18 protein-coding genes and 1 tRNA gene are annotated in these 22788 nt (G+C 73.3%); 13 read left to right on the plus strand and 6 right to left on the minus strand.

Annotated features, from left to right (window positions below; genetic code table 11):
* Positions 1-44 precede the first annotated feature (44 nt).
* Positions 45-1469: a pyruvate kinase gene (pyk, locus tag GSF02_RS08445; protein ID WP_159794680.1), complete on the plus strand. Its 1425-nt coding sequence runs from the start codon at positions 45-47 to the stop codon at positions 1467-1469.
* A gap of 51 nt (positions 1470-1520) precedes the next feature.
* Here the strand turns inward: pyk and GSF02_RS08450 are convergent.
* Positions 1521-1594 (minus strand) — tRNA-Leu (locus GSF02_RS08450).
* Positions 1595-1854: 260 nt separating this feature from the next.
* Here GSF02_RS08450 and GSF02_RS08455 point away from each other — a divergent pair.
* Together GSF02_RS08455 and GSF02_RS08460 are read left to right on the plus strand one after the other, a co-directional pair.
* A complete protein-coding gene (locus GSF02_RS08455; RefSeq protein ID WP_235915459.1) occupies positions 1855-2472 on the plus strand; it encodes an ANTAR domain-containing response regulator in 618 nt (205 codons plus the stop codon).
* A 133-nt stretch (positions 2473-2605) separates the two neighbouring features.
* Positions 2606-3295: a GNAT family N-acetyltransferase gene (locus tag GSF02_RS08460; protein ID WP_159794682.1), complete on the plus strand. Its 690-nt coding sequence runs from the start codon at positions 2606-2608 to the stop codon at positions 3293-3295.
* Positions 3296-3336: 41 nt separating this feature from the next.
* Here the strand turns inward: GSF02_RS08460 and GSF02_RS18850 are convergent, their stop codons facing one another.
* Positions 3337-3792: a hotdog fold thioesterase gene (locus tag GSF02_RS18850; protein WP_159794684.1), complete on the minus strand. Its 456-nt coding sequence runs from the start codon at positions 3790-3792 to the stop codon at positions 3337-3339.
* Between GSF02_RS18850 and polA the strand changes: the two genes are divergently transcribed.
* Positions 3791-6535, plus strand: coding sequence for a DNA polymerase I (gene polA / locus GSF02_RS08470; RefSeq protein ID WP_159794687.1), 2745 nt, complete (start codon positions 3791-3793; stop codon positions 6533-6535). The genes GSF02_RS18850 and polA overlap by 2 nt on opposite strands.
* Before the next feature lie 80 nt (positions 6536-6615).
* Here the strand turns inward: polA and GSF02_RS08475 are convergent, their stop codons facing one another.
* Both GSF02_RS08475 and GSF02_RS08480 read right to left on the minus strand, forming a co-directional pair.
* The gene (locus GSF02_RS08475) at positions 6616-7557 is read right to left on the minus strand and encodes a TIGR03557 family F420-dependent LLM class oxidoreductase (protein WP_159794737.1); all 942 of its coding nucleotides are present in this window, start codon (positions 7555-7557) and stop codon (positions 6616-6618) included.
* Positions 7558-7665: 108 nt separating this feature from the next.
* Positions 7666-8493, minus strand: coding sequence for a class I SAM-dependent methyltransferase (locus GSF02_RS08480; protein WP_159794689.1), 828 nt, complete (start codon positions 8491-8493; stop codon positions 7666-7668).
* 269 nt (positions 8494-8762) lie between these two features.
* On the opposite strand from GSF02_RS08480, the gene rpsA reads away from it, so the two are divergent.
* Both rpsA and GSF02_RS08490 read left to right on the plus strand, forming a co-directional pair.
* Positions 8763-10223, plus strand: coding sequence for a 30S ribosomal protein S1 (gene rpsA / locus GSF02_RS08485; protein ID WP_159794691.1), 1461 nt, complete (start codon positions 8763-8765; stop codon positions 10221-10223).
* Positions 10224-10388: 165 nt separating this feature from the next.
* Positions 10389-10940 (plus strand): NUDIX domain-containing protein, encoded by a 552-nt coding sequence (locus GSF02_RS08490; protein ID WP_159794693.1) that lies wholly within the window; start codon positions 10389-10391, stop codon positions 10938-10940.
* Between the two features lie 54 nt (positions 10941-10994).
* Here GSF02_RS08490 and GSF02_RS08495 read toward each other — a convergent pair whose 3' ends face one another.
* Complete coding sequence (locus GSF02_RS08495; RefSeq protein WP_159794739.1) at positions 10995-12881, minus strand: ABC transporter ATP-binding protein; 1887 nt, start codon at positions 12879-12881, stop codon at positions 10995-10997.
* A 93-nt stretch (positions 12882-12974) separates the two neighbouring features.
* On the opposite strand from GSF02_RS08495, the gene GSF02_RS08500 reads away from it, so the two are divergent.
* The 5 genes from GSF02_RS08500 (at position 12975) to GSF02_RS08520 (ending at position 18582) form a co-directional block, all read left to right on the plus strand.
* A complete protein-coding gene (locus GSF02_RS08500; RefSeq protein ID WP_159794695.1) occupies positions 12975-13484 on the plus strand; it encodes a MarR family winged helix-turn-helix transcriptional regulator in 510 nt (169 codons plus the stop codon).
* Positions 13485-13508: 24 nt separating this feature from the next.
* Positions 13509-14138 (plus strand): dephospho-CoA kinase, encoded by a 630-nt coding sequence (gene coaE, locus GSF02_RS08505; protein WP_159794697.1) that lies wholly within the window; start codon positions 13509-13511, stop codon positions 14136-14138.
* A gap of 74 nt (positions 14139-14212) precedes the next feature.
* A complete protein-coding gene (gene uvrB, locus GSF02_RS08510; protein WP_159794699.1) occupies positions 14213-16330 on the plus strand; it encodes an excinuclease ABC subunit UvrB in 2118 nt (705 codons plus the stop codon).
* A gap of 255 nt (positions 16331-16585) precedes the next feature.
* Positions 16586-17596, plus strand: a complete 1011-nt coding sequence (locus GSF02_RS08515) for a TerC family protein (RefSeq protein ID WP_159794701.1) — start codon at positions 16586-16588, stop codon at positions 17594-17596.
* Complete coding sequence (locus GSF02_RS08520; RefSeq protein WP_159794703.1) at positions 17593-18582, plus strand: TerC family protein; 990 nt, start codon at positions 17593-17595, stop codon at positions 18580-18582. Before GSF02_RS08515 ends, GSF02_RS08520 begins: the two co-directional genes overlap by 4 nt.
* A gap of 115 nt (positions 18583-18697) precedes the next feature.
* On the opposite strand, the gene GSF02_RS08525 is transcribed toward GSF02_RS08520, so the two are convergent.
* Positions 18698-18994, minus strand: a complete 297-nt coding sequence (locus tag GSF02_RS08525) for a YciI family protein (protein WP_159794705.1) — start codon at positions 18992-18994, stop codon at positions 18698-18700.
* Positions 18995-19095: 101 nt separating this feature from the next.
* On the opposite strand from GSF02_RS08525, the gene uvrA reads away from it, so the two are divergent.
* Positions 19096-22083: an excinuclease ABC subunit UvrA gene (gene uvrA / locus GSF02_RS08530; RefSeq protein WP_159794707.1), complete on the plus strand. Its 2988-nt coding sequence runs from the start codon at positions 19096-19098 to the stop codon at positions 22081-22083.
* The gene (locus GSF02_RS08535; RefSeq protein ID WP_159794709.1) at positions 22080-22739 is read left to right on the plus strand and encodes a GNAT family N-acetyltransferase; all 660 of its coding nucleotides are present in this window, start codon (positions 22080-22082) and stop codon (positions 22737-22739) included. Before uvrA ends, GSF02_RS08535 begins: the two co-directional genes overlap by 4 nt.
* Positions 22740-22788 lie beyond the last annotated feature (49 nt).

Below are 22788 nucleotides of genomic sequence, written 5' to 3' on the forward strand. Positions count from 1 at the left end.
GCCCCGGGGTGCGACCGGGGCCGATCGACGACGAGGCTGGAGACATGCGCAGAGCGAAGATCGTTTGCACCATCGGCCCGGCGACGGCGAGCCCGGAGAACCTCCGCAAGCTCGTCGACGCGGGCATGGACGTGGCCCGGATCAACCGCAGCCACGGTTCCGTCGAGGAGCACGAGGCGGTGTACCACGGCGTGCGCGAGGCCGCGAAGGCCGCGGGCCGCAACGTGGCTGTGCTGGTGGACCTCCAGGGTCCGAAGATCCGCCTCGGCAAGTTCGAGAAGGACGAGAAGTACTGGCTCGACGAGGGCGACGTCTTCACCATCACGACCGAGGACGTCGTGGGCACCAAGGAGCTCGTCTCGACGACGCACCAGGGCCTGCCGGGCGACGCCCGCGTCGGGGACCCGATCCTGATCGACGACGGCAAGGTGCGCGTGCGCGTCACCGCCGTCGAGGGCCCGCGCGTGACCACCGTGGTCGAGGTGGCCGGCCCCGTGTCGAACAACAAGGGCCTCAACCTGCCGGGCGTGGCCGTCTCCGTGCCGGCGCTGTCCGAGAAGGACACCGAGGACCTGCGCTGGGGCCTGCGCCTGGGCGCCGACTTCATCGCGCTGTCGTTCGTCCGCAACGCCAAGGACTACGACGACGTGCGCGCGATCATGGAGGAGGAGGGCCGGGTCGTCCCGGTCATCGCCAAGATCGAGAAGCCGCAGGCGGTGGAGAACCTCGAGGAGGTCGTCGCCGCGTTCGACGCGTTCATGGTGGCCCGCGGCGACCTGGCCGTCGAGATGCCGCTCGAGCAGGTGCCGCTGGTCCAGAAGCGCATCGTCGAGCTGGCGCGCCGCAACGCCAAGCCGGTCATCGTCGCCACCCAGGTTCTCGAGTCGATGACGAACAACCCCACGCCGACCCGCGCCGAGGCCTCCGACTGCGCCAACGCCGTCCTCGACGGCGCGGACGCGGTCATGCTCTCGGGCGAGACCAGCGTGGGCGACTACCCGATCGTCACCGTGCAGACGATGGCGAAGATCATCTCGGCCACCGAGGAGCTCGGCGCCGACCGCATCGCGCCGCTGGGCAGCCGCCCGCACACCCGCGGCGGCGTCATCACCCACGCCGCGGCGGGCATCGGCGCCGACCTCGGCGCGAAGTACTTCGTGACCTTCACGCAGTCCGGCGACTCGGCCCGCCGCATGTCGCGCCTGCGCTCGCAGATCCCGCTGCTGGCCTTCACCCCGGAGCCCGACGTGCGCGCGCAGCTCGCGCTGAGCTGGGGCACGCAGGCCTACCAGGTGCCCAAGGTCGACTCGGTGGACCAGATGGTCTCCCAGGTGGACTCCACCCTGCAGGCCAACGGCCTGGCCGAGCCGGGCGACCGCGTGGTCATCGTGTCCGGCGCCCCGGTGGGCGTGCCCGGCACGACCAACTCGATCCTCGTGCACAAGGTCGGCAGCGCGAACGACGCCTGACGCCCGCCGTCGTGTCGTCTCCGCGGCGCGGTGGTGGCCGGGAGCGGCCGGTACCCCGGGCGGGACTCGAACCCGCAACACTCCGATTTTGAGTCGGATGCCTCTGCCAGTTGGGCTACCGGGGCGTGCGTGGACCATCGAACCACATGCGGGGCGCCCCGCCCGCACGCGCCCGCACCGCCCCGCGCACCGCCCCCGCAGCCCCGTCCGCAGCCCCGTCGGTGTCCCCGTCGCGCGCCCGCCCCGTCGGCACGGGACCGTGCCCGGCGTGGGAAACCGCACGTCCCGCACGGTGGCCCGCAGCGCGGGAGCGGGGGAGCGCGGGACTAGGATGTGGTTCGTGACCGAGAAGCCCGCCGCAAAGCTGCCGCTGGACCTGCCGCCGATGGTCGAGCAGGAGCCTGCCCCCGAGCCGTCCGCCTCCGCCCGGCCGGCGCGCCGCGCCGTCGTCGCGGAGGACGAGGCCCTCATCCGCATGGACGTCGTCGAGACCCTCCGCGAGGCCGGGTTCGACGTCGTCGGTGAGGCGGGTGACGGCGAGACGGCCGTGCGGCTCGCCACGGAGCTCAAGCCCGACGTCGTCGTCATGGACGTCAAGATGCCCGAGCTCGACGGCATCTCCGCCGCCGAGAGGATCGGCAAGGCGCACGCCGCCCCGGTGGTGCTCCTGACCGCCTTCTCGCAGGCGGAGCTCGTCGAGCGGGCCCGCGACGCCGGTGCGATGGCCTACGTCGTCAAGCCCTTCACCCCGGCCGACCTGCTGCCGGCCGTCGAGATCGCCATCTCGCGGTACCAGCAGATCGGTGCGCTCGAGGCGGAGGTCGCCGACCTCCAGGAGCGCTTCGAGACCCGCAAGCGTGTCGACCGCGCGAAGGGCCTGCTGCAGACGAAGATGGGGCTGTCCGAGCCCGAGGCGTTCCGCTGGATCCAGAAGACCTCGATGGACCGCCGCCTCACCATGCGCGAGGTCGCCGACGCGGTGATCGAGCAGGTCGGCAGCTGACACACCTGTCAGCCATTTCACCCTGGGTGCCCGGTCCCCGTCGTTGTACGGGGCCGGGCACGCCGCTATCGTCGCCACGCGGTGTCCCGGTCCGGGGCGTCGCGGTGGTGGCGTCCTGATTCTGGAGGTGGTGATGAGCGCAGGGGTCGACGTCCGGACCGCCGGTGCCGAGGACCTGGCGGTCGTCGCGGAGCTCACTGCCGTCGCACGGACCGACGCCCCGTACGGGATGCCCGTCGACGGGGCGAACACCGACGTCTTGCTGACGCACCTGTCGGTCTACCTCGCCGCGGGCGGCACGATCCTCGTGGCCGAGACCGAGGGCCGCACCGTCGGGTTCCTGCTGGCGCGCACCGTCGGCCCGCACCTCTTCGCCGACGAGCCGGCGCTGCTGGTGGACACGCTCTACGTGCACCCGCGCAGCCGCCGCCGCGGCGTCGGGCACACCCTCCTCGCGCGGGCCGCGGCGCTGGCCGAGGAGGCCGGGGCGGCGCACGTCTACGGCACCCCGCCCGCCGGCGACCGCGGCATGCAGCGCTTCCTCGCCCGGCTCGGGTTCGCGCCCGCCGCGGGCCACCGCGTGGTGGCGACCGCGACCCTGCAGCGGCGCCTGACGTCCGACGGCGCCCCGCGCCCCCGCCGCGAGCTGCGCGTCCGCGGCCGCCGGGAGGCGACGCGCGCCACCATCGAGGACGTCATCGCCCGGCGCCGGCGCGCCCGGGAGGCCGGGCTGCCCAGCGGCCCGGTGGACCTGCGCGACTTCCAGGAGCGGCACCGGGCCCGGCAGGTGCGCGGCGGCGACGCGACGCCCTCGGCGTCCTGACCCCGTCCCGACCCCGGGCGACGCCCGCCGGCGTCTGGCCGTCAGCCGATGACCATGCAGGTCAGGCGCGACGTGCAGACGCGACGTCCCGCCTCGTCGGTGACCACGATCTCGTAGGACGCGGTCGAGCGGCCCAGGTGCACCGCGCGGGCCTCGCCGCGCACGACCCCCTCGCGCACGCCGCGGTGGTGGGTGGCGTTCAGCTCGATCCCCACGGCGGTGCGCCCCGGGCCGGCGTGCGCCTGCGCGGCGAACGACCCGAGCGTCTCGGCGAGCGCGGCGGAGGCGCCGCCGTGCAGCAGTCCGGCCGGCTGGGTGTTGCCCGCCACCGGCATCGTGCCCACCACGTGCTCGGCGCTGAGCGTCTCGATGGTGATCCCCATGCGCTCGATCAGCGTGCCCCGGGCCGCGGCACGCCAGTCCGGCAGGGACCGCGCGCCGCCGTCGCCGGGACGGCCGGCCGCGGGGTCGGGGGTGGCAGGGGGAGTGTCGGTCATGCGGGATAGGTTGGCACCCGTGACCACCACCGCGCCATCCCGTGCCGGCGGCGACGCGCCGGCGCGTCCCCGCCTGCTGCTCATCGACGGGCACTCCATGGCCTACCGCGCGTTCTTCGCGCTGCCAGACACCATGGCGACCACGTCGGGCCAGATCACGAACGCCGTGTACGGCTTCACGTCGATGCTCACCAAGCTCCTGGGCGACGAGCAGCCCACCCACCTGGCGGTGGCGTTCGACGTGTCGCGCCGCTCGTTCCGCACCGAGCGGTACAGCGAGTACAAGGGGACGCGCAACGAGACCCCGCAGGCCTTCCGCGGCCAGGTGCCGCTGATCAAGGAGGTGCTCGAGGCGCTGCGCGTGCCGACCCTCGAGCGCGAGGGCTTCGAGGCGGACGACATCATCGCGACGCTGGCCGGGCAGGCCTCCGCCGTCGGCATGGAGGTCCTCGTCTGCTCCGGCGACCGCGACTCGCTGCAGCTCGTCGACGCCGACGTGACGCTGCTGTACCCGGTCCGGGGCGTGTCGGAGATGACGCGCATGACGCCGGAGGCGGTGCAGGAGAAGTACGGCGTGCCGCCCGAGCGCTACCCCGACGTCGCCGCGCTGGTGGGCGAGACGAGCGACAACCTGCCCGGCGTGCCGGGGGTGGGGCCGAAGACCGCGGCGAAGTGGATCACCCAGTACGGCGGGCTGGACGCCCTGCTGGAGCACGTCGGCGAGCTCAAGGGCAAGGCGGGGGAGAACCTGCGCGCGGCGGTCGACCAGGTGCGGCTCAACCGCGAGCTCAACGCGCTGCTGCGCGACGTCGAGCTGCCGTTCGGCCCGGACGACCTGGCGCTGCACGGCTTCGACCGCGAGGCCGTGCACCGCGTGTCCGACACCCTGCAGTTCGGCGCGCTGCGCGACCGCCTGCTGGCCGTGGACCCCGCGGCGGACGAGGCGGCGGCGGCGCCCGGCGCCGACACCGGGTTCGACCTCGAGCTCGCGACGCCGCCGGCCGGCGGGCTGGCCGGCTGGCTCGCGGAGCGGGCGGGCGTCACCGTCGGCCTCGACGTCTCCGGCCGGGGCACGCCCACCGCCGGGGACGCCTGGGGGGTGGCGCTCGCCGACGGGCGCGGGCACGCGGTGGCCTACGACCTCGCCGGGATGGACCCTGCCGACGAGAAGGCGCTCGGCGACTGGCTCGCCGACGCGGACGCCCCCAAGGTGCTGCACGGGGCCAAGACCGCCTGGCACGCCCTGGCCGCGCGCGGGCTGCGGCTGGCCGGGGTGGTGTTCGACACGGAGCTGGCCGCCTACCTCTGCTACCCCGACCAGCGGGGCTACGACCTCGGAGACCTCGTGGCCCGCCACCTCGGCCGCGAGCTGCGCGTCGAGGACGACGGCGCCGCGCAGGGTGCGCTGGACCTCGACCTGGACGACGACGGCGGCCAGGACGCGCGCCAGGCCACGCGGGCGGCGGCCGTCGTGGAGCTGGCCGACGCCCTGGCGGGCCAGCTCGACGACCGCGGCGCGCGTCACCTGCTGACGGACGTCGAGCTGCCGCTCGCGGACGTGCTGGCGCGCATGGAGGCCACGGGCATCGCCGCGGACGTCGCCTACCTGCGCGAGCTCGAGGACCACTTCGCCGACCTGGTGGCCACCGCCGCCGACGAGGCCTACGCCGCCATCGGCCGCGAGGTCAACCTCGGCAGCCCCAAGCAGCTGCAGGAGGTGCTCTTCGACCAGCTCGGCATGCCCAAGACGAAGAAGACGAAGACGGGCTACACCACCGATGCCTCGGCGCTCGCGGAGCTCTTCGTCAAGACGGGCCACCCGTTCCTCGAGCACCTGCTGGCGCACCGCGACGCCAGCAAGCTGCGCTCGACCGTCGAGGGCCTGCTCAAGTCGGTCGCCGACGACGGGCGCATCCACACGACGTTCCAGCAGACGATCGCCGCGACCGGCCGGCTGTCCTCGACCGACCCCAACCTGCAGAACATCCCGATCCGCACGGAGGCGGGCCGCCGCATCCGCCGGGCGTTCGCGGTGGGCGACGGGTACGAGACGCTGCTGACCGCCGACTACTCGCAGATCGAGATGCGCATCATGGCGCACCTGTCGCAGGACGCCGGGCTCATCGAGGCGTTCCGCACCGGCGAGGACCTGCACCGGTACGTGGGCTCGCGGGTGTTCGACGTGGCGCCGGCGGACGTGACGCCCGAGATGCGGTCCAAGGTCAAGGCGATGAGCTACGGGCTGGCGTACGGCCTGTCCGCGTTCGGCCTGTCGCAGCAGCTGAGCATCGCCACGAGCGAGGCGCAGACGCTCATGGACGACTACTTCACGCGCTTCGGCGGGGTGCGCGAGTACCTCGACGGCGTCGTGGAGGAGGCGCGGGCCACCGGCTTCACCGCCACCATCCTCGGGCGCCGTCGCTACCTGCCCGACCTCACCAGCGACAACCGCCAGCGCCGCCAGATGGCCGAGCGGATGGCGCTCAACGCCCCGATCCAGGGCAGCGCGGCGGACATCATCAAGCTCGCCATGCTGCGCGTGCAGGCCGAGCTGGAGCGCCGCGGCCTGCGCTCGCGCCTGCTGCTGCAGGTGCACGACGAGCTCGTCGTCGAGGTGGCGCCGGGGGAGCGGGACGAGGCCGAGGACGTGCTGCGCACGCAGATGGGCTCCGCGTTCGCCCTCGACGTGCCGCTCGACGTCTCCGTCGGCACGGGCGCGACCTGGCACGACGCGGGGCACTGACCCGCCGACGGCCGGCACGGGACGCCGCGGGGCCCGGACCGGACGGTCCGGGCCCCGCGGCGTCCCGTGCCGGCGGCGCCTCAGAGCGCGCGCCGCCCCTCCCGCCGCGGGCCGGCGGCCACGGCGAGGAACCGCTCCTGCCCCTCGTCCCCGACCTGCACGATCGCCAGGTCGGTGAACCCGGCCTCGAGGAACGGCCGGGCGCTCTCGGCCAGCTCGTCGAGGTCCGGGCCGCACGCGATGGACTCCGCGACGTCCTCGGGGCGCACGAACTGGGTGGCCGCGTGGAAGCCCGCGGGCGTCGGCAGGTCGGCGTTGACGTGCCAGCCGCCGGCGAACCAGCGGAACTGCTCGTGCGCCCGCTGCACCGCGGCGTCCTTGTCCGGGTCCCAGCACACCGGCAGCTGGCCGATCACGCGCGAGGGCCCGTCGTGCTTCTGCGACCACTGCCTGACGATGTCGGGGTCCGGCACGGTCGTGACGAGGTGGTCGCCCAGCGGCGCGAACCGCTCGATCGAGCGCGCCCCCGAGACCGCCACGCCGAGCGGCACGCCGTCGTCGGGGGCGTCCCAGATCCGCGCGGAGTCGACGCGGAAGTACTCGCCCTCCCAGGTGACGAGCTCGCCGGTGTGCAGCTCGCGGATGATCTCGATGGCCTCGGCGAGCATCTCGTGGCGCACGGCGACGCTCGGCCAGCCCTCGCCGACCACGTGCTCGTTGAGGTTCTCCCCGGCGCCGAGGCCCAGGGTGAACCGGCCCTCGGAGAGCAGCTGCAGCGTGGCCGCCTGCTGCGCCACGACGGCGGGGTGGTAGCGCATGGTCGGGCACGTCACGTACGTCATGAGCTCGGCGCGCGAGGTCGCCTGGGCGACAGCGCCCAGCGTCACCCACGCGTTCGGGGCGTGGCCCTGCTCGGTGATCCACGGGCTGTAGTGGTCGCTCGAGACCAGGAGGTCGAAGCCGACGTCCTCCGCGGCCTGCGCGTACCGCACCAGGTCGCGGGGAGCGCTCTGCTCGGTCATGAGCGTGTAGCCGATGCGCACGGTGAAAGCTCCTGCTCGTCGGGGACGGGTGGTGCCCACGACGCTAGGCAGGGCGTCCGGTGCTCGCAGCGGGGCGGACGCCGTGGCTCAGTCCTTCGTCGCGACGAACACCGCCGTGCCCGGCAGCAGGCGCCCGCGCTCGGGGCCCCAGCCGCCCCAGACCTGGTCGTTCCACGCCGGCCACTCCGGCTCGACGACGTCGCGCAGCCGCAGGCCGGCGGCGACGACGTCGCGCACGTGGTCGCCGAGGGTGCGGTGGTACTCGGCGTAGAGCACGGCGCCGTCGGCGGCCTGCTCGACGTAGGGGCGGCGGTCGAAGTACGAGCGGACGGCGGTCAGCCCGCGCGCCGTGGGGTCGTCCGGGAACGCCCAGCGCAGCGGGTGCGTCACCGCGAACGCCCAGCGGCCGCCGGGGCGCAGCACCCTTGCGGCCTCGGCGTGCACCCGGTGGGCGTCGGGCACGAACGGGATCGCGCCGAACGAGGTGAAGACGACGTCGAACGACGCGTCGGCGAAGGGCAGGGCGCGGGCGTCCGCCTGCACGGCGGGCACCCGCACGCCGGTGGCGGCGTCGAGGCGGGCCGCCTGCGCGAGCATCCCTCCCGAGACGTCGGTGGCGACGACGGCGGCGCCGCGGGTCGCGAGCCAGCGCGCGCACTGGGCGGCGCCGGCCCCGACCTCCAGCACGCGCGCGCCGTCGACGTCGCCCAGCAGCCCGGCCTCGGCCTCCGTCAGGCCCTCGGGGCCCCAGCGGAAGCCGGCGTCGCCGAGGAAGTCGCGGTGGTCGTCCAGGTACTCGGCGGCGTTGGCGTCCCACCAGCGGCGCCCGGCGCCGCCGCCCGCGTCGTCGGGCACGTCGCGGTACCCGACGGAGTGGACCTCGTCCGGGGAGATGGCGTCGCTCACGGGGACCATCCTGCCGGTCCGGGGCGGATCGGCGCGCCTGTCCTGCGCAGTCGCCCGTGCCGGTTCCGTGTCGGCCTCTGCCCCGGTCCGCCGCCGCGCGCGGGCGCCCGGCGGCGCGTTGACCCTCCCGACTGGCCACCGCTAAGATCGCATGCGGTGCAGTGCGCCCGTCAGCGGTTCCCTCGGCGGGTCGTCGATCAGGTCCGGCGGGCAGGTGCGCGAGCCACCACAGTCCCTGTCCGCTCGACTCAACCTGTCCGCATCGGAGCTTTCACTTCATGACCATCTCCACCACGAAGTCCGCGCCCCAGGTCGCCGTCAACGACATCGGCACCGAGGACGACTTCCTTGCCGCCGTCGACGCCACCATCAAGTACTTCAACGACGGTGACATCGTCGAGGGCACGATCGTCAAGGTCGACCGCGATGAGGTCCTCCTCGACATCGGCTACAAGACCGAGGGTGTCATCCCCTCGCGCGAGCTTTCCATCAAGCACGACGTCGACCCCGGCGAGGTTGTCGCCGTCGGTGACGCCGTCGAGGCCCTGGTCCTCCAGAAGGAGGACAAGGAGGGTCGCCTGATCCTGTCCAAGAAGCGCGCCCAGTACGAGCGCGCCTGGGGCACGATCGAGAAGATCAAGGAGGAGGACGGCGTCGTCACCGGCACCGTCATCGAGGTCGTCAAGGGTGGCCTCATCCTCGACATCGGCCTGCGCGGCTTCCTGCCCGCCTCGCTCGTGGAGATGCGTCGTGTCCGCGACCTCCAGCCGTACGTCGGCCGGGAGATCGAGGCCAAGATCATCGAGCTCGACAAGAACCGCAACAACGTCGTGCTCTCGCGCCGTGCCTGGCTCGAGCAGACGCAGTCCGAGGTGCGCTCGACCTTCCTGCAGACCCTGCAGAAGGGCCAGGTCCGCACCGGTGTGGTCTCGTCGATCGTCAACTTCGGTGCGTTCGTGGACCTCGGCGGCGTCGACGGTCTGGTGCACGTCTCCGAGCTGTCCTGGAAGCACATCGACCACCCGTCCGAGGTCGTCGAGGTGGGCCAGGAGGTCACCGTCGAGGTGCTCGACGTCGACTTCGACCGCGAGCGCGTCTCGCTGTCGCTGAAGGCGACGCAGGAGGACCCCTGGCAGACCTTCGCCCGCACCCACGCCATCGGTCAGGTCGTGCCGGGCAAGGTCACCAAGCTCGTCCCGTTCGGCGCGTTCGTCCGCGTCGAGGACGGCATCGAGGGCCTCGTGCACATCTCGGAGCTGGCGCAGCGTCACGTCGAGCTGCCCGAGCAGGTCGTCACGGTGGGTCAGGAGGTGTTCGTCAAGGTCATCGACATCGACCTGGAGCGCCGCCGCATCTCGCTGTCGCTCAAGCAGGCCAACGAGGGCATGGACCCCGAGTCGGAGGACTTCGACCCCGCGCTGTACGGCATGGCGGCCGAGTACGACGAGAACGGCGAGTACAAGTACCCCGAGGGCTTCGACCCGGAGACCAACGAGTGGCTCGAGGGCTACGAGGCGCAGCGCGAGGCCTGGGAGGCGGAGTACGCCAAGGCCCACGCCCGCTGGGAGGCCCACCGCGAGCAGGTGCGCTCGGCCCAGGCGGCCGACGCCGAGGCCTCGGGCGACGCGCCGGCCGCGTCGGCGTCGACCTACTCCTCGGCTCCGGCCCAGGAGGCCACGGGCACGCTCGCGTCGGACGAGGCTCTCGCCGCCCTGCGCGAGAAGCTCACCGGCAACTGAGTCACGGCTGGTCGCTGACGCCGGCCGCGTCCGGCGCCGCACCACGGAGGCCCGTCACCCGCGAGGGTGGCGGGCCTCCGTCGTCGTCCGGGCGCGGGGCCCGCACGCGGCCGCCGGAGCGGCCCGCACGCGGCCGGGCCCGGGGCGCGCCCGTAGGGTGACGGCATGGCCTGGCAGACCCGCTCGTCGCGCACCGTGTACGCCAACCCCTGGATCAGCGTCCGCGAGGACGCCGTGGTGACGCCCGACGGCGCGGACGGCGTCTACGGCGTCGTGGAGGTCCGCCACCCGGCGGTGTTCGTCGTGGCGCTCGACGACGCGGACCGCGTCCTGCTGGTCGAGGTCGACCGGTACACGGTCGGGCGCTCGTGGGAGGTCGTGGCCGGCGGCAGCGACGGCGAGGACCCGCTCGCGGCCGCGCAGCGCGAGCTGCGCGAGGAGGCCGGGCTGGAGGCCGACGACTGGGCCGAGGTGGGACGCATGGACGCGCTCAACGGCATCTGCGTCGCGCCCGAGCACGTGTTCCTCGCCCGCGGGGTGCGACCCGCCGTCGGCGGGCCCGAGCTCGCGCGCACCCAGCAGGAGGAGGGCATCGGCGCCACGCGCTGGGTGCCGTTCGCCGACGTGGTGGCCATGCTCGCCGGCGGCCGGCTCCGCGACGGCGAGACGGTCGCCGCGCTGGCGTTCGCCGCGGCGCACCTCGGCCGCCTCGCCTGAGCCGCCCGGGCGCCCGCCGGGCGGGCGGCCCGGGTGCGGCGGGGCCGCCGGTCGTCAGGCGGCCGGGGCCGGCTCCGCCGGGGCGAACTGCGTGCGGTAGAGCTCGGCGTACAGGCCGCTGGCCTGGAGCAGCTCCAGGTGCGTGCCCTGCTCGACGACGCGGCCCTGCTCGAGCACCACGATGAGGTCCGCCTCGCGCACCGTCGACAGGCGGTGGGCGATCACGAGGGACGTGCGGCCGACCAGCGCCTCGTCGAGGGCGGCCTGCACCGCGACCTCCGACTCGGAGTCCAGGTGTGCCGTCGCCTCGTCGAGCACGACGACGTCGGGCGCCTTGAGCAGCAGCCGGGCGATGGCCAGGCGCTGCCGCTCGCCGCCCGACAGCCGGTAGCCGCGGTCGCCGACGACGGTCTCGACGCCGTCCGGGAGCCGCTCGACGAGGTCCCAGATCCGGGCGGCGCGCAGCGCCGCCTCGAGGTCGGCGTCGGTCGCGTCCGGCCGGGCGTAGCGCAGGTTCTCGGCGATGGTGTCGTGGAACAGGTGCGCCTCCTGGGAGACCACCCCCACCGTGGCGCGCAGCGAGTCGAGCGTGACGTCGCGCAGGTCGGCGCCGGCGATGCGCACCGCGCCGGCGGTCGGGTCGTACATGCGCGACACGAGCTGCGAGACCGTCGTCTTGCCGGCGCCGGACGGGCCGACGAGCGCGACCATCGCGCCGGCCGGCACGCTGAACGACACGTCGCGCAGCGTGTCCCCGGTGGGGTCGGTGCGCAGGGCGGCGACCGACTCGAGCGAGGCGAGCGACACCTCGTCGGCGCTCGGGTAGCGGAAGGTCACGCCGTCGAGCTCCACGCCCGCGCCGCGGGTCGCGACGGCGGTGCGCAGGTCGGCGGCGTCGGGCTTCTGCGCGACGGAGGGCACGAGGTCGAGCACCTCGAGCACCCTCTCGAAGCTCACCAGCGCGGTCATGACGTCGACCTGCACGTTGCTCATCGCGGTCAGCGGGCCGTACAGGCGGCCGAGGTAGGCGGTGAGCGCGACGACGACGCCCACGGTCAGCTCGCCCGCGACCGCCTGCAGGCCGCCGAGCCCGTACACCGCGGCGATCGCGACCGAGGCGAGCGTCGTGAGGCCGACGCGGAACCAGGTGCTCACCAGGGCGCGCCGCACGCCCAGGTCGCGCAGCCGGCGCACCTGCTCGCCGTACCGGGCGTTCTCGCGCTCGGGGTCGCCGAACACCTTCGCCAGGTGCGCCCCCGCGACGTTGAACCGCTCGTTCATGAGCTGGCCGGCCTCGGCGTTGAGCTCGTAGCCCTCGCGGGTCATGGTGGCCAGGCGCCGCCCGAACCAGCGGGCCGGCAGCACGAAGAGCGGCACGAGCACGAGGGCCAGCGTGGTGAGCTGCCAGGACATCGCGAGCATCGCGGCCAGCGTGAAGACGATCGTCAGGCCGTTGGAGACCACCGTCTGCAGGGTGGAGGTGAACGCCTGCTGGGCGCCCAGCACGTCGCCGTTGAGCCGCTGGACGAGCGCGCCGGTGCGCGTGCGGGAGAAGAACGCGAGCGGCATGCGCTGCACGTGGTCGAAGACGGCGGTGCGCAGGTCGAGGATGAGCCCCTCGCCGACGTGCGAGGAGACCCAGCGCTCGGCGACGGCCAGGCCGGCGGAGACGAGGGCCAGGACCGCCGCGCCGGAGGCGAGCAGCACGATCAGGCCGCGGTCGCCGGCCGCGATGCCGTCGTCGATGAGGTGGCGGAACAGCAGCGGCGTGGCCGCGCCGGCGGCGGCGTCGAGCGCCAGCAGCAGCAGGAACACGGCCAGCCGGCCGCGGTAGGGGCGGGCGAACGACAGCACCCGGCGCAGCGTGCGGCGCGCGATCCGGTGCTCGGTCACCGAGGAGTCCTGGGTGAAGGACCGCATCCCGTGGCCAGGGTGGGGCATGCTCACGGTCGCCTCCAGGGGTTCGGGGACACGAGCAGATGCTGAGCATACCTCACTATGTGTGTGGCTCTCCAGATCGGCTACGCTGGCCGCGTGACCGACGTGAGGGACGTGACCCCCGACGCCGCGCCGCACGTCCACGACGACGCGGCGACGCTCGTGGAGCTCCTGCACGCCACGCTGCGGGGGCTGCGCCGCGACGCCGCCGCGCTGGGCGACCCGCTCACGCCCGGCCAGGCGCGCCTGCTGCGCGTGCTGGCCCACGCCGACGGCCCGCTGCGCGCCGTCGACCTCGCCGCGCGCCTCGACGTGGCACCGCGCTCGGTGACCACCAAGGTGGACCAGGCCGAGGGCGACGGGTACGTGCGCCGGCTGCCAGACCCGCACGACCGGCGGGCCCGCCTCGTCGAGCTCACCGACGCCGGCCGGGCGGCCCTGGCGCGGGTGTGGGCGGAGCGGCGCCAGGGCGCCGCGGCCCGGCTCGCCCGCCTCGAGCCCGCCGAGCGCGAGGAGCTGCTGCGCATGCTGCGGGTGGTCAGCGGCGAGGCCGACGACGCCGCGGCGGCCGCCGACGCCGCGGCCGCCGACGACGCCGCCCGCTGAGCCCGGCTGGGGCAGGATGGGCCCATGCTCCGCATCGGCCTGACGGGCGGCATCGCCGCCGGCAAGTCCGTGGCGGCGCGGCGCCTGGCCGAGCTGGGTGCCGTCGTCGTCGACCACGACGTCCTCGCCCGCGAGGCGGTCGCGCCCGGCTCGGTGGGGCTCGCGCGCGTCGTCGAGGCGTTCGGGGACGGGGTGCTGCTGGCGGACGGCTCGCTCGACCGGCCGGCCCTGGGTGCGGTGGTGTTCGGCGACGAGGCCGCGCGGCGCCGGCTGGAGGGGATCGTGCACCCCGAGGTGCGACGTCTGTCCGCCGAGCGCGAGGCCGCCGCGGTCGCGGCCGACCCGCGCGCCGTCGTCGTGCACGACATCCCGCTGCTCGTCGAGACGGGGCAGGCCGACCGGTTCGGGCTGGTCGTCGTCGTGCACGCGCCGGCGGCGCTGCGCACCGAGCGGCTCGTCGCGACGCGCGGGCTGGCCGCCGACGACGCTCGCGCCCGGGTCGCGGCGCAGGCGTCCGACGACGCGCGGCTCGCCGTCGCGGACGTCGTGCTCGACGGCACCGGCACCGACACGGATCTCCGGGCGCAGGTGGACGCCCTGTGGGACCGCGTGACCGCGGAGGTCGCGGCGGAGGCCGGCGTCGGCGAGGAGTAGCGTCCGGCCGGCCGGGCGTTCGCGGACCCCGGCCACCGTGCCCGAGTGTCGGTGGGTCGGCCTACCGTAGAGGCATGCGACCCGTGACCGACCTGCAGCGCGCGGTGGCCCCGTTCGAGGTCATCAGCGAGTACGAGCCGTCGGGCGACCAGCCCGCGGCCATCGCCGAGCTCACCCGGCGCGTCCAGGCGGGGGAGAAGGACGTCGTGCTGCTGGGCGCCACGGGCACCGGCAAGAGCGCGACGACCGCGTGGCTCATCGAGAAGCTGCAGCGCCCCACGCTGGTCATGGCGCCGAACAAGACGCTCGCGGCGCAGCTGGCCTCGGAGTTCCGCGAGCTGCTGCCCAACAACGCCGTCGAGTACTTCGTGTCGTACTACGACTACTACCAGCCCGAGGCGTACATCGCGCAGACGGACACCTACATCGAGAAGGACTCGTCGATCAACGACGAGGTCGAGCGGCTGCGGCACTCGGCCACCAGCTCGCTGCTGACCCGGCGCGACGTCGTCGTGGTCGCCTCGGTGTCGTGCATCTACGGCCTGGGCACGCCGCAGGAGTACGTCGACCGCATGGTCCGGCTCGACGTCGGCGACGTCGTCGACCGCGACGAGATGCTCCGCCGGTTCGTGCAGATGCAGTACACCCGCAACGACATGGCGTTCACGCGCGGCACCTTCCGGGTGCGCGGCGACACCGTGGAGATCATCCCGGTCTACGAGGAGCTCGCCGTGCGGATCGAGTTCTTCGGCGACGAGATCGAGGCGATCCAGACCCTGCACCCGCTGACCGGCGAGGTGGTCCGCAGCGAGCAGAGCATCTACCTGTTCCCGGCCACCCACTACGTGGCGGGCCCGGAGCGCATGGAGCGTGCCATCGCCTCGATCGAGGCGGAGCTGGCCGAGCGGCTGGCCGAGCTGGAGCGCCAGAACAAGCTGCTCGAGGCGCAGCGGCTGCGCATGCGCACCACCTACGACATCGAGATGATGCGGCAGATCGGCAGCTGCAACGGCATCGAGAACTACTCGCGGCACATCGACGGCCGCGAGGCCGGCTCGCCGCCGAACACGCTGCTCGACTACTTCCCCGAGGACTTCCTGCTCGTCATCGACGAGTCGCACCAGACGGTGCCGCAGATCGGCGCGATGTTCGAGGGCGACATGTCGCGCAAGCGCTCGCTCGTCGAGCACGGCTTCCGCCTGCCGTCGGCCATGGACAACCGGCCGTTGCGGTGGGAGGAGTTCACCGAGCGCATCGGCCAGACGGTGTACCTGTCCGCCACCCCAGGCGACTACGAGCTGTCGCTGTCCGACGGCGTCGTGGAGCAGGTCATCCGCCCGACCGGCCTCGTGGACCCCGAGGTCGTGGTCAAGCCGACCAAGGGCCAGATCGACGACCTGCTGCACGAGATCCGCCAGCGCGTGGAGCGCAACGAGCGCGTGCTGGTCACCACGCTGACCAAGAAGATGGCCGAGGACCTCACCGACTACTTCCTCGAGAAGGACGTGCGGGTGCGGTACCTGCACTCGGAGGTGGACACGCTGCGGCGCGTGGAGCTGCTGCGCGAGCTGCGCATGGGCGAGTACGACGTGCTGGTCGGCATCAACCTGCTGCGCGAGGGCCTGGACCTGCCCGAGGTGTCCCTGGTGGCGATCCTGGACGCGGACAAGGAGGGCTTCCTGCGCTCGGAGCGCTCGCTGATCCAGACGATCGGCCGCGCGGCCCGCAACGTCTCCGGGCAGGTGCACATGTACGCGGACAAGACCACGCCCGCGATGCGGTACGCCCTCGACGAGACCAACCGCCGCCGCGAGAAGCAGCTCGCCTACAACGCCGAGCACGGGATCGACCCGACGCCGCTGCGCAAGCGGATCGCCGACGTCACCGACATGCTCGCCCGCGAGGACCTCGACACCCAGGAGCTGCTGGCCGGCGGGTACCGCAAGCCGGTGGACGGCGGCCGCCGGGGCAAGGGGACCGCCTCCGTGCCGGGGGCGCCGAAGGAGGGCGCGACGACGGCCAACCGGCTCGCCGGCGCGGCCGCGAGCGACCTCGCCGAGCTCATCCAGGAGCTCACCGACCAGATGCACACCGCCGCCGCGGAGCTGCAGTTCGAGGTGGCCGCCCGCCTGCGGGACGAGATCTCGGGGCTGAAGAAGGAGCTGCGGCAGATGCAGGCGGCCACGGCCTGACGTCGCCGTGGGCTCGGCCGTGCCGCTCCCGCTGCCACTGCGACACGCCGGCGCGCCGCCGGACACCGACGGTGCGCCAGGGCGCCGTGCCGTATGCTGGGTCCCCGTTGGGCGGGAGTACTCCCTGAGCGGTGAGGTCGTCATCACGACCGGCGTCGGTGCCGGTCCGGCCTCACCCGCCGACGCCGTGGCACGGGCCGCGGCGCAGGCGGAGAAGACGTCCGGTGAATCCTGCTATCCACCGGAGGTCCCTCGATGAACGTGCCCGTCTGGGTCTGGGTCGTCACCGTCGCCGCCATCGTCGCGATGCTCGCCGTCGACTACCTCGGCCACGTCCGCACCCCGCACGCCCCCTCGCTGCGCGAGGCCACCCGCTGGTCGATCGTGTACGTCGCGATCGCCGTCGTCTTCGGCCTGGTCGTCTGGGCCGTCTGGGGCGGCCGGTACGGCGGCGAGTACTTCGCCGGCTACGTGACCGAGAAGTCGCTCAGCGTCGACAACCTCTTCGTCTTCGTCCTGATCATGACCAGCTTCCGGGTGCCCCGGGAGTACCAGCAGAAGGTGCTGCTCATCGGCATCACCATCGCGCTGCTCATGCGCACGGCGTTCATCGTCGCCGGCGCCGCGATGATCGCGAACTTCTCCTGGGTCTTCTACATCTTCGGCGCCTTCCTGATCTGGACGGCGATCGCCCAGGCGCGGCACGCGGGCGACGAGGACGAGGAGTTCAAGGAGAACGGCGTCCTGCGGCTCACCCGCCGGCTGCTGCCCACCACCGACTCGTACGTCGGCGACAAGATGATCACGAAGATCGACGGCAAGCGGTTCGTCACGCCGATGCTCATCGTGATGGTCGCCATCGGCTCGGCCGACCTGCTGTTCGCCGTCGACTCGATCCCCGCGATCTTCGGCCTGACCCAGGAGACCTACCTGGTCTTCACCGCGAACGCCTTCTCGCTGCTGGGCCTGCGCCAGCTGTACTTCCTCATCGACGGCCTGCTCGACCGCCTGGTGTACCTCAGCTACGGCCTGGCCGCGATCCTGGGGTTCATCGGCGTCAAGCTGGTCATCCACGCGCTGCACACCAACGAGCTCGCCTTCATCAACGGCGGTCACGCGGTGCACGCCATCCCCGAGATCCCCACCTCGCTCTCCCTCGGGTTCATCGTCGTGGTGCTGGCCATCACGACGGTCGCCTCCCTGCTGCGCGACCGCGCGAACCGCAGGGCGGCGGACCCCGCCGCACTCACGAAGGACGCTGAATGACCCACGAGCTGCCCTACGTCTTCGAGGCCGCCTCCCTCGTCGCCGTGGTGGTCCTGCTGGCCGCCGACCTCCTCATCGTCGGGCGCAGACCCCACGTGCCCTCGATGAAGGAGTCCGGCCTCTGGGTCGCCTTCTACGTCGCGCTGGCGATCGTCTTCGGGGTCGTGGTGTGGCTCGTCGGCGGGGGAGCGCCGGCCGGCGAGTTCTTCGCCGGCTGGCTGACGGAGTACTCCCTCAGCGTCGACAACCTCTTCGTCTTCGTCATCATCATGACGAAGTTCGCCGTGCCGAGGCAGTACCAGCAGAAGGTGCTGATGGTCGGCATCATCACCGCGCTGGTGCTGCGCGCGATCTTCATCCTGGTCGGCGCCGCGGTGATCAACCAGTTCGTGTGGGTCTTCTACCTGTTCGGCGCGTTCCTCATCTACACGGCCGTCAAGCTGGTCGCCGGCGGCGAGGAGGACGAGGAGTTCAAGGAGAACGCCGTCATCCGCTCGCTGCGCCGCGTGCTGCCCCTCTCGGCGCACTACGACGAGGGCAGGATCCGCACGACGGTGGACGGCAAGCGCCTGTGGACGCCGATGATCGTGGTGTTCCTCGCCATCGGCTCGACGGACCTGCTGTTCGCGTTCGACTCGATCCCCGCGATCTTCGGCCTCACCAAGGACCCGTTCATCGTCTTCACCGCGAACGTGTTCGCGCTGATGGGCCTGCGCCAGCTGTACTTCCTGCTCGGCGGGCTGCTCGAGCGGCTGGTCTACCTGCCGATCGCGCTGGCGGTCATCCTCGGGTTCATCGGCGTCAAGCTGATCCTCGAGGCGTTGCACGAGAACACGCTGCCGTTCATCAACGGCGGCCAGGGCATCCACGCGGTGCCCGAGGTGCCCATCTGGCTCTCGCTCGTGGTCATCCTCGCGTCGCTCGCGATCGCCACGGTCGCGAGCCTGGCCAAGACGCGGCGCGAGGCCGCCGCGGTCGACGCCTGAGCCCCGCGCTCGGCACGTCGGCCGGCACGACCGGCCGCGGCGCACGCAGGCCCGGCCCCCGCACGGGGGCCGGGCCTGCGTCGTCGTCAGCGGGGTTCGGCTGCGGCGGGGCGTGTCAGCCGGCGAGGGAGCCGATCACGGGGACGAACTCCCGGGCGGTGCGGGTGCCCACGAGGCCCTCGCGGCGGAACGGGTCGGCGTCCAGCAGCGCCAGGGCGCCGTCCGCGTCGTCGGCCTCGACGAGGATCAGGGCGCCGTCGGGCTGATCGCCCGTCGCGGGCAGCGGGCCGGAGAGCCGCACGCGGCCCTGCTCGTGCAGCCCGCGCAGGAAGTCGCGGTGCTCCGGGCGGACGACGTCGCGGCGCGCGGCGCTGTCGGGGGCGTAGACGTAGGTGACGGCGAACACGGGCATGGGCGCCATCCAAGCACGCCCGGCGTGAGATCGGTCGCACCGTCCGGCGAACTCCCTCGAACGTCTGTACGACTGTCAGGAGGGGCCACTACCATGCTGGGGTGAGCAACCGACTCGTCATCTCCGGCGCACGCGAGCACAACCTTCGCAACGTCGACCTCGACCTCCCGAGGGACCGGCTCATCGTCTTCACCGGGCTGTCGGGCTCCGGCAAGTCGTCGCTCGCGTTCGACACCATCTTCGCCGAGGGCCAGCGGCGCTACGTCGAGTCCCTCTCGGCGTACGCCCGGCAGTTCCTCGGGCAGATGGACAAGCCGGACGTCGACTTCATCGAGGGCCTGAGCCCGGCGGTCTCCATCGACCAGAAGTCGACCAACCGCAACCCGCGCTCGACGGTCGGCACCATCACCGAGGTCTACGACTACCTGCGCCTGCTGTTCGCCCGGGCCGGGACCCAGCACTGCCCGGTCTGCGGCGAGGTCGTGCAGTCGCAGACGCCCCAGCAGATCGTCGACAAGCTGCTCGAGCTGCCCGAGGGCACCCGCTACCAGGTGCTCGCGCCGGTCGTGCGCGGCCGCAAGGGCGAGTACGCGGACCTGTTCAAGGAGCTGCAGACCAAGGGCTTCGCGCGCGCCCGCGTCGACGGCGAGGTCGTGCAGCTGTCCAGCCCGCCGCAGCTGGAGAAGAAGCTCAAGCACGACATCGAGGTCGTCGTCGACCGCCTGGTGTCCCGCGAGGGCGTCCAGCGCCGGCTCACCGACTCCGTCGAGACCGCCCTGTCCCTGGCGGGCGGCCTGATGATGATCGAGCTCGTCGACGCCGACGTCGACGACCCGGACCGGGTCCGGAAGTTCTCCGAGAAGCGCGCCTGCCCCAACGACCACCCGCTGACGCTCGACGAGATCGAGCCGCGCACGTTCTCGTTCAACGCCCCGTACGGCGCGTGCCCGGAGTGCACCGGCATCGGGTTCCGCCTCGAGGTCGACCCCGAGCTCATCGTGCCGGACCCGGAGAAGTCGCTGGCCGAGGGCGCGGTCGCGCCGTGGTCGCAGACGTCCAGCGAGTACTTCACCCGGGTGCTCACGGCGCTCGCGGAGGAGATGAGCTTCTCCATGGACGTGCCGTGGCGTGCCCTGCCCGAGCGCGCCCGGCAGGCGATCCTGCACGGCCGCAACCACGAGGTGCACGTCAAGTACCGCAACCGGTGGGGCCGCGAGCGGCAGTACTCGACCGGCTTCGAGGGCGCCGTGACGTTCGTGGAGCGCCGGCACGCCGAGACCGAGTCGGAGTGGTCCAAGGAGCGGTACGAGGGCTTCATGCGGGAGGTCCCGTGCCCCGTGTGCAAGGGCGCGCGGCTCAAGCCCGAGGTGCTCGCCGTCAAGGTCGGCGACCGGTCGATCTGGGACATCTGCCGGATGTCCATCGAGGACGCCGCCGCCTTCCTCAAGACGCTCGAGCTGGGGGAGCGGGAGCGGCAGATCGCCGCCGAGGTGCTCAAGGAGATCCACGCCCGGCTCGGGTTCCTGCTCGACGTCGGCCTCGACTACCTCTCGCTCGAGCGGCCGGCCGGCACGCTGTCGGGCGGCGAGGCACAGCGCATCCGCCTGGCCACGCAGATCGGCTCAGGCCTCGTGGGCGTGCTGTACGTGCTCGACGAGCCCAGCATCGGCCTGCACCAGCGCGACAACCGGCGCCTGATCGACACGCTGACGCGCCTGCGCGACCTCGGCAACACGCTCATCGTGGTGGAGCACGACGAGGACACGATCCGCACGGCGGACTGGATCGTCGACATCGGCCCCGGCGCCGGCGAGCACGGCGGCCGGGTGGTGCACTCCGGCGACTACGCGGGCCTGCTCGAGGCCCCCGAGTCGCTGACGGGCGCCTACCTGTCGGGCCGCCGGCAGATCCCGGCGCCCGCCGCCCGCCGCCCGGTCGACCCCGACCGCCAGGTCACGGTCGTCGGCGCGCGCGAGCACAACCTCAAGAACGTCGACGTCGACTTCCCGCTCGGCGTGCTCACCGCGGTGACCGGCGTCTCCGGGTCGGGCAAGTCCACGCTCGTGAACTCGATCCTGTACACGGTCATGGCCAACGAGCTCAACGGCGCGCGCCAGGTGGCGGGCCGCCACACGCGCGTCACCGGCCTCGACCAGCTCGACAAGGTCGTGCACGTCGACCAGGGCCCGATCGGCCGCACGCCGCGCTCCAACCCGGCCACCTACACCGGCGTGTGGGACCGGATCCGCAAGATCTTCGCGGAGACGGAGGAGGCCAAGGTCCGCGGCTACGGCCCGGGTCGCTTCTCGTTCAACGTCAAGGGCGGGCGCTGCGAGGCCTGCTCCGGCGACGGCACGCTGAAGATCGAGATGAACTTCCTGCCGGACGTCTACGTGCCGTGCGAGGTGTGCCACGGGGCGCGGTACAACCGCGAGACGCTCGAGGTGCACTTCAAGGGCAAGACCGTCGCCGACGTGCTGGACATGCCGATCTCCGAGGCCGCCGAGTTCTTCGCGGCGTTCCCGGCGATCTCGCGCTACCTGCAGACGCTCGTGGACGTCGGCCTCGGCTACGTGCGGCTCGGCCAGCCCGCGCCGACCCTCTCGGGCGGCGAGGCGCAGCGCGTGAAGCTCGCCAGCGAGCTGCAGCGGCGCTCGACCGGCCGCACGGTCTACGTGCTCGACGAGCCGACGACGGGCCTGCACTTCGAGGACATCCGCAAGCTCCTCGGCGTGCTCCAGGGGCTGGTCGACAAGGGCAACTCGGTGATCGTCATCGAGCACAACCTCGACGTCATCAAGAGCGCCGACTGGGTCATCGACATGGGCCCCGAGGGCGGCTCCGGCGGCGGCACGGTGGTCGCCCAGGGGACGCCCGAGGACGTCGCCGCCGTCGAGGCCAGCCACACCGGCCGGTTCCTCGCCGAGGTCCTCGCCGCGCACCCGCCGGTGGAGCAGCCCGCCCGGCCGCGCCGCGCCCGCAAGGCGCCCGCCGCGGGCCGCGCCGGCGAGGCGGGCGGCGCGAAGGCGGGCAAGAAGAAGGTCGCCGCGGCGACGTCCGGCAGCCGGCGCACCACCGCGAAGGCGTGAGCGCGCCGCGCTCGCCGGCCCCCGCGGCCGGGGCCGCGTCCCCCGCCGGCGCCGAGGTGCGGGTCCTGCGCGACGGCGACCCCGCCGTGGCGGCGCTCTCGGCCGACGGCTGGACGGTCGCGGCGGAGTCCTGGGGCGCGCGGCTGCGCGTCACCGCGGCCGTGCTGGGGCGGTGCGCCGCGGCGGTCACCGCGGCGACCGACGCCGGTTGGGAGCTGCTCGTCCTCGGCCCGCACGACGCCGCGGCGGTCGTCGCCCTCGACGCCGCGTGCGCGGCCGACTACCCGGACACCGCGGCCACCCGTCATGACGTGCCCGACGCCGCGGCGCTGGAGCGCGACCTGCGCTCGGGCGCGCGGTGGGCCTACGGCGCGGCCGCCGCCGACGGCAGGCTCGACGCCGTCACGGTGCTGTACCCGTCGGTGGGCCGGGAGGCGGCCATGGTGGAGACCGACTTCACCGTGACCCGCGCCGCCGTGCGCGGCCGCGGCCTGGCGACCGCCGTCAAGGCCGCCGCGGTGCTCGACCTCGCGGCCCAGGGCCACGAGCTGTTCGGCACCGGCGGCGCCGGCGTCAACGAGGCCTCCCGCCGGGCGAACGAGGCGCTCGGCTACCTGGTCACGGAGCGGTGGCTGCACCTGCTGCCGCCCCACTGACCCCCGCGCCGGGCCCGCGCCGGGCCCGCGCCGGGCCCGCGCCGGGCCC

This window comes from Puerhibacterium puerhi, from assembly GCF_009846865.1.
GTDB classification, from domain to species: domain Bacteria; phylum Actinomycetota; class Actinomycetes; order Actinomycetales; family Cellulomonadaceae; genus Puerhibacterium; species Puerhibacterium puerhi.

What these genes read in the sequence shown, in the direction of transcription:
- polA (WP_159794687.1), top strand. Translation starts at nt 3,791, where the DNA reads ATGCGGGATAGGTTGGCACCCGTGACCACCACCGCGCCATCCCGTGCC.
- GSF02_RS08455 (WP_235915459.1), top strand. Translation starts at nt 1,855, where the DNA reads ATGGTCGAGCAGGAGCCTGCCCCCGAGCCGTCCGCCTCCGCCCGGCCG.
- rpsA (WP_159794691.1), top strand. Translation starts at nt 8,763, where the DNA reads ATGACCATCTCCACCACGAAGTCCGCGCCCCAGGTCGCCGTCAACGAC.
- GSF02_RS08520 (WP_159794703.1), top strand. Translation starts at nt 17,593, where the DNA reads ATGACCCACGAGCTGCCCTACGTCTTCGAGGCCGCCTCCCTCGTCGCC.
- GSF02_RS08480 (WP_159794689.1), bottom strand. Translation starts at nt 8,493, where the DNA reads ATGGTCCCCGTGAGCGACGCCATCTCCCCGGACGAGGTCCACTCCGTC.
- uvrB (WP_159794699.1), top strand. Translation starts at nt 14,213, where the DNA reads ATGCGACCCGTGACCGACCTGCAGCGCGCGGTGGCCCCGTTCGAGGTC.
- pyk (WP_159794680.1), top strand. Translation starts at nt 45, where the DNA reads ATGCGCAGAGCGAAGATCGTTTGCACCATCGGCCCGGCGACGGCGAGC.
- GSF02_RS08515 (WP_159794701.1), top strand. Translation starts at nt 16,586, where the DNA reads ATGAACGTGCCCGTCTGGGTCTGGGTCGTCACCGTCGCCGCCATCGTC.
- coaE (WP_159794697.1), top strand. Translation starts at nt 13,509, where the DNA reads ATGCTCCGCATCGGCCTGACGGGCGGCATCGCCGCCGGCAAGTCCGTG.
- GSF02_RS18850 (WP_159794684.1), bottom strand. Translation starts at nt 3,792, where the DNA reads ATGACCGACACTCCCCCTGCCACCCCCGACCCCGCGGCCGGCCGTCCC.
- GSF02_RS08525 (WP_159794705.1), bottom strand. Translation starts at nt 18,994, where the DNA reads ATGCCCGTGTTCGCCGTCACCTACGTCTACGCCCCCGACAGCGCCGCG.
- GSF02_RS08475 (WP_159794737.1), bottom strand. Translation starts at nt 7,557, where the DNA reads ATGACCGAGCAGAGCGCTCCCCGCGACCTGGTGCGGTACGCGCAGGCC.
- GSF02_RS08460 (WP_159794682.1), top strand. Translation starts at nt 2,606, where the DNA reads ATGAGCGCAGGGGTCGACGTCCGGACCGCCGGTGCCGAGGACCTGGCG.
- GSF02_RS08495 (WP_159794739.1), bottom strand. Translation starts at nt 12,881, where the DNA reads ATGCCCCACCCTGGCCACGGGATGCGGTCCTTCACCCAGGACTCCTCG.
- GSF02_RS08490 (WP_159794693.1), top strand. Translation starts at nt 10,389, where the DNA reads ATGGCCTGGCAGACCCGCTCGTCGCGCACCGTGTACGCCAACCCCTGG.